This is a genomic window from Pseudogemmobacter humi, from assembly GCF_900609055.1.
Taxonomy (GTDB): domain Bacteria; phylum Pseudomonadota; class Alphaproteobacteria; order Rhodobacterales; family Rhodobacteraceae; genus Pseudogemmobacter; species Pseudogemmobacter humi.
The window spans coordinates 1-5,212 of sequence record NZ_UXAW01000117.1 but is presented as its reverse complement, the minus strand read 5'-3'; the positions used below and the strand labels follow the sequence as shown (position 1 = coordinate 5,212).

Here is a 5,212-nt window from a genome sequence, read left to right as displayed (position 1 = left end):
CCACCTGACCGAATTTGGTCAGATCGTGCCACAGGGTGCAGCCAATGCGGCTCGGCTGGTTGCCATCGTGGAAGATCCGGACAGCGGTCTGCCCGTCTATGCCATCGACACGCTGGAAGTGCTGGTCGCCGCACTTTCGCATCCCGAGGCCGGGAGCGGCAGGCTCAATGCCGAGATCGAGCGCCGCGCCAAAGAGGATGCCGTGGCCCGCCGACTGATGACAGTGCCCGGCATTGGGCCGCTGATAGCGACGGCCATCGCGGCGTTGGCGCCACCGCCCGAGACATTCCGTAAGGCGCGTGATTTTGCTGCCTGGCTCGGCCTCGTGCCACGGCAGCATTCGATGTGAAGCGGTTCATACGGAGCAGGTGAATGCCATTGGTTCGAGAGAACCTGCGACACGATGCGGATCTGAACCTCTGCATCCCGCCGATCGAAGTCCCTCGCCATGATCGGCTCGGAGAGGAGTTTGAGGCATCTCATCCTGACTCCGGTTCCGCATCCTCAGCCAGAACGGCAAGACGGTCGTCCCTGACTTTCGGAAGGTTGGAAAAGCGGGGCTGCCTTCCTCAGCCCCGCCGCGGAAGGCCGAGAAGCATGCGGACGAGACGCCACCGAAGTCAGATTCCACATAAGTAGTTGATTTTCATATGCTCTCCCGAACAAGCAATTAAACATCCGATAATACAACATTATCGGATGTTATTAAGGCCCGCAAGCTGCAGCGCTTTTAATACGTCCTACTGATCAAAAGCGCCGTTTAAAAATAGCGTGGCCGCATGAGAAACCCCGCGTCAAGCCCTCAGAACCCGTGCCGATGCTGGCACCGCTGCCGGGCCGGATCACCGCCACGCCGCCGGAAACCTTCGGGACGACGGCGTTCCGGTCTGGGGCCGCATTGGCGCATCTCAATCTGGCGACGGCCGCCGACCATGTGTCGTAGGCACTTTGGCGTGATCGGTTGGCGCTGGCGGCGGCAGAAGTTTCAGCGGGCATCACGGGACGCCGCGAAGGGGCCGGTGCGATGTGTGATGCCCTGCATCTGACCAGGGCGGGCGATGATCCCGGTCCTGCGGGGAATATCTTGCGGTGATGGTTGCGCAGTGGCGCGGCCGATCTCGGTCTCAAATCTGGGCCGCGCGCTGGAGGGTGTGGCGCCAGAGCGGATTGCCCTAACCCTCGATGCCACCGGCCCAACCCCGGTGGATCGCGCGACGCAGGTCATGGAGGCCGTGCTGACCGGCAGTCCGCGGGGCGAGGTCACTGCCCTGATCCTGGCAGATGCGGTGCTGTCGCTGGCCTTGGGGCGGGATCAACTGCTGCCGCTTCTTGGCCCGGTGATGACGGCGCGTGATCTGCGGCTAGCCTGCCTCCGTTCCGCTGTGAGGGGAGGGCCAGGCGCTGCCCCTGGCGGGCACACTGGCACGGCAGCGGCACGTCTGCGTGCAGCGGTGCCGAAGCTGCGGGCCAAGGGGGCCGCGCGGGCGGCGGAAATGATCCTGCCGCGGGATGTCTTGACCCCTATGGCGCTCGCCCGGGCGATGCCGGACAGCCTGTCGGACGGTGCCGCACGGCGGCTTTGTGAGCGGCTGGTGGAACTGGGCGTGCTGTGGAAACCTGACCGGGCGCGACACCTTCCGCCTCTACGGGGTCTAAGCATGGCACGGCGCGATGGGGGGCGGGCTTGACCGGGACCTGGCTGACCTGCCGCCTGATCTTCGCTGGCGGGAATGGCTGCACCGGATCGAGGCGGTGCTGTTTGCCAGTAGCGCCCCGGTGGCGCGGGATCATCTGGCACGTGTCGTGGGGCGGGGGCCTCGGTTGATCTCTTGATCGAGGATCTGGCGGTCTATCTGGAAGGTTGTCCTTACGAAGCAGCCCAGGTGGGCGCCGGGTGGATGCTGCGGACCCGCGCGGCCTACGCGCCCGCGATCCGCGCGGCGGCAGACGCTGAACCTGTCCGAGTTCGACCTGGCGGTGCTGGCGCCGATTGCGTTTCACCAGCCGATCAGCCGCGACGGGTTGAAGGACATCTTCGGGCGCGAGATCAGCCGCAACCTGATTGGCCGCCTGGCCGAGCGCGACCTGACCGGCACCGCTTCCCGCCAACCCCGCCGCGGCGCGCCTTATACCGTCGTCACGACCGAGGCCTTCTTGGCGGCCTTTGGGATGCAGTCCCTGCGCGACCTGCCGGATCCCTAACACCTGGATGACGCAGGACTCGGTGCGCCTTGATTCCGACCGGGTCACGCCGTCTTGCACCAAATGTCCAGCGAACGCCGCCTTTCACCTTCGGTAACGAATTGGGGGCTTCATGGAGAAAAAGGGGGTATCATGTGCCGAATATGCTTTGAGAGTTTTATCAGGTTTGGTGGCACTAAAACGTTCGTTCTGAATCTTGCCAGCCGCCCTCTTCTGGAACTGAAGCAGGATGATCCTACTCAAGAAGACGCTGTCCGCCAATGGCTGGACGGAGTGTGGAACCAGGCTTTCGGAACAACGGCACAGGCTATTCTGAAGACTAAGCCATTCGAGTTTTCGCCGGCTGGCCTGTCCGATCTCGACATTGAATCGCTGCGTGCTGATGCGTTGCAGACGGTTCAGGCAGTCATCGAAGCTGAGAACTTCGATATAGCCAGCGCCGACGGGGAGCAGCGGGCTCTGGCGGTACTATCCGGGTTCTTGAACCAAGCCCAACAAATCGCAATGCAGATCGAATTCTATGTTTGGTCAACACGACAAGACAGTCGCGTTCGTGAGGGCCACGCCGCGCGGGATGGGAAAATTTTTCGTTGGGATACTCCCCCCGAAGGTGGCCACCCTTCAGAGGATTTCAGATGCAGGTGTTATGCTCGGGCGCTTGGTGTCGAAGGGTATTGGGCGCGTGTTCAACCGTCCGTCGGCGGGTTCGTGGCAGACATTGAGGAATGGGAGGGCAATGTCGATCACATGTATCTCGACACCCGCGGGTTTGTCACGGTTGGAAAGGGCAAAATGCTGCCAGATTCGGCAAGCGCTTCTGCGCTGCCGTTTCGTGTGCGCGCAACGGATGCACTTGCGTCTGAGGATGACATCCGTGCGGAGTATGACCTGATCAACGGGATGGAGGCTTCGCAGACGCGCAACGCTGCGTTCTATGAACAGTTCACGTCCCTCTACCTGCCGCAGGTCGACATCGATCAACTTGTGCAAGATCACGTGCGGCAGGATTTTGAAGCCTTGCTCCGACAGTATCCGGGCTTCGGAAACCTGCCTCTGTCGGCGCAGATTGCGCTGTGGGACATGATTTACAATCTTGGTCCGAGGGGACTGGCGCAGTTCCGGATGCTGCGGCAAGCTATCCTGGACGGGGATTGGGAGGAAGCAGCAGAGCAGTCGCATCGGAACGGGCCAAGTGAAGAGAGAAACCGGTATGTCTTCGATCTATTCATCGATGCGGCGGAAGAACCGTGACTGTTTGATTGGCGCCTTCGCTGTCGCCGCCTGCCTGACTTCGGTTGCCGTTGCCGAGACCGGGACCGTGCGCATAGGTGCGCATTTTTTTCCGACATCCGGGCATCGCTACCAAAGTCTTCACTCGGTGTCGGAGATTCAGGATCAGTTGAACTCGGACATGCAGCAGTTCGTTACCGGTTTCGCAGGCTGCCCGGCAATCGTCGAAGGGCCGTTGGACTTTGGAAAGCCACGCGATCCGCTGCGCGACACGTCGACCATTATCCAGTCGATCCGTGTCTGGTGCTGGGCGATTTTGCAGACTGACCACGCAGCGCAAGTATCGGCCTCCGGGCCTGGCGCCGGGATAACGACGGAGCTGATCCACGGAATCATGGCAAACGCTCAAATGCTTGCGGCTGAGGATGAAGACTGGTCCCAGACGTTAGTAACCTTCTCTGGCGGCGAAATCACCTGCACCGATCAGGAAAGATGCCGGCTGTCTCTGCCTGATGGCAAAGATCCACCCGAGCAGTCCGTGGATTTCGAATTGATCCTGGCAACCGGCGACGAGCGGTTCATCCTGGTGACACAGGCGATTTATGGACGCTCCGGCTTTGTTTATGGCGTTCGCTGGCGCGAGCACCAGGATGGTGGTGAAGTGATTTCAATATTCCCTGACCGACTGTAACGGCGTCTCTTGCTGCTTTCGCAAAAGACGCGACCTTGCTTCCAGCAAGGCGGCCAGATCGGGCGTTCTGGTGGAAATGACCCGCCGCTGCGCGACAGTTTCGCTAAGCCGATCCGTAAGTGTCCTGACCAGCCCGTTGTGGTTTTCGGCGGCGCGGGTCAGCCGGACCCAGAGGGTCAGCGGGCCGCTTTCTGCAGGGTCTCTTGCCTCGATCTGCTGCTCTGACATCCGCCGGAAGAAATCGTAGCGAACCCGATGCGACAGAAACAGGATCGTTGATGTCGCCGGGCCAACGGGGACTGGGTGTCTCATACGCCCCGCTCAGGTCGGTTTCGTGATAGGGGCGTCGCAGAAGGCGCAGTACTGCTGTCGCACGGCCCGATCCCGAGGCGGAGGCCGATGCCTTCCTGCCGCTGACCATGGCCGGGATCGGCGCGCTGACCGGCGGCGGGCCGGTGGAGCGGAGGTTGCGGGCCGGGCTCGCCGAGGCGCAAAACGCCGTTCTCTCGGCACTGCGGAAGCTGGACCGGTACACATCTGGCATGCACAGGCGCTGGTCGCCTGCGCCGATCTGTCGGGCAGGACACCTGACCTGCTGGTCGAGGCTCTGTCCCGGCATCCGATGGTGGCCGTACCGCAGCTCATTGCCGGGACCGGGGTCACGCGCCCGGCGCTGCATCGCAACCTCGGCCTGTTCGAAGCGCGGGGCCTGGTCCGGGAAGTGACGCGACAGGGAAGGTTTCGGGTTTGGGCAGCAAGGGGCTGAGCGGTCGGCCGTCCGCCACTGAACTCCGGAAATTGAAGCTGGGCCGCCTAACAAAGCTTGACTAATCTTCAGCTTGATCGCTCCGCTCATCGGTTATGTTAGGTCAATCTGCCGACACTTTTGCAACAGAGCTGTGCTGGATTGCGAAGGGGATTGCCTCGGAAGAGTGCTGTCGGCTTTATAACATGAGCCGATAACGAACAAAGTCGTCCGCCTCGACAGATTTGAGCTACTCCCCGATCCTTGGACAGTTTTCGAGGATGTTTAAGCTACTGCCTGCGCCTGCTGGTCGGTTTCGATGCTGTTGAAGTAGACCACGGCGG

5 protein-coding genes and 2 pseudogenes are annotated in these 5,212 nt (G+C 61.7%); 6 read left to right on the top strand and 1 reads right to left on the bottom strand.

Features of this window, described 5'->3' with window-relative positions; translation table 11 throughout:
* From XINFAN_RS19360 to XINFAN_RS19340, 6 genes and pseudogenes are all read left to right on the top strand, one after another.
* Positions 1 to 343 (top strand): annotated as a pseudogene (locus tag XINFAN_RS19360) (transposase); the annotation flags it as partial.
* A gap of 618 nt (positions 344 to 961) precedes the next feature.
* Positions 962 to 1,093 (top strand): DUF1403 family protein, encoded by a 132-nt coding sequence (locus XINFAN_RS22450; protein ID WP_267898365.1) that lies wholly within the window; start codon positions 962 to 964, stop codon positions 1,091 to 1,093.
* Positions 1,059 to 1,688, top strand: coding sequence for a DUF1403 family protein (locus XINFAN_RS19355; RefSeq protein WP_267898364.1), 630 nt, complete (start codon positions 1,059 to 1,061; stop codon positions 1,686 to 1,688). The genes XINFAN_RS22450 and XINFAN_RS19355 overlap by 35 nt, the downstream gene beginning before the upstream one ends.
* Positions 1,672 to 2,202: pseudogene (gene scpB / locus XINFAN_RS19350) on the top strand (SMC-Scp complex subunit ScpB). Before XINFAN_RS19355 ends, scpB begins: the two are co-directional and overlap by 17 nt.
* A 132-nt stretch (positions 2,203 to 2,334) precedes the next feature.
* Positions 2,335 to 3,453 carry a phage minor head protein gene (locus XINFAN_RS19345; RefSeq protein WP_160144669.1) on the top strand — a complete coding sequence of 373 codons (1,119 nt, stop codon included), beginning with the start codon at positions 2,335 to 2,337 and terminating at the stop codon, positions 3,451 to 3,453.
* Entirely contained in the window at positions 3,413 to 4,123 is a 711-nt protein-coding gene (locus XINFAN_RS19340) for a hypothetical protein (RefSeq protein WP_124088502.1), read from the top strand. Before XINFAN_RS19345 ends, XINFAN_RS19340 begins: the two co-directional genes overlap by 41 nt.
* Here XINFAN_RS19340 and XINFAN_RS19335 read toward each other — a convergent pair.
* Positions 4,100 to 4,435 carry a hypothetical protein gene (locus tag XINFAN_RS19335; protein WP_160144668.1) on the bottom strand — a complete coding sequence of 112 codons (336 nt, stop codon included), beginning with the start codon at positions 4,433 to 4,435 and terminating at the stop codon, positions 4,100 to 4,102. The genes XINFAN_RS19340 and XINFAN_RS19335 overlap by 24 nt on opposite strands.
* Between the last annotated feature and the right edge of the window lie 777 nt (positions 4,436 to 5,212).

Bases quoted from the DNA above. Each gene is read 5' to 3' on its own strand.
- XINFAN_RS19340 (WP_124088502.1), top strand. From the start codon at position 3,413: ATGTCTTCGATCTATTCATCGATGCGGCGGAAGAACCGTGACTGTTTG.
- XINFAN_RS19355 (WP_267898364.1), top strand. From the start codon at position 1,059: ATGATCCCGGTCCTGCGGGGAATATCTTGCGGTGATGGTTGCGCAGTG.
- XINFAN_RS19335 (WP_160144668.1), bottom strand. From the start codon at position 4,435: ATGAGACACCCAGTCCCCGTTGGCCCGGCGACATCAACGATCCTGTTT.
- XINFAN_RS19345 (WP_160144669.1), top strand. From the start codon at position 2,335: ATGTGCCGAATATGCTTTGAGAGTTTTATCAGGTTTGGTGGCACTAAA.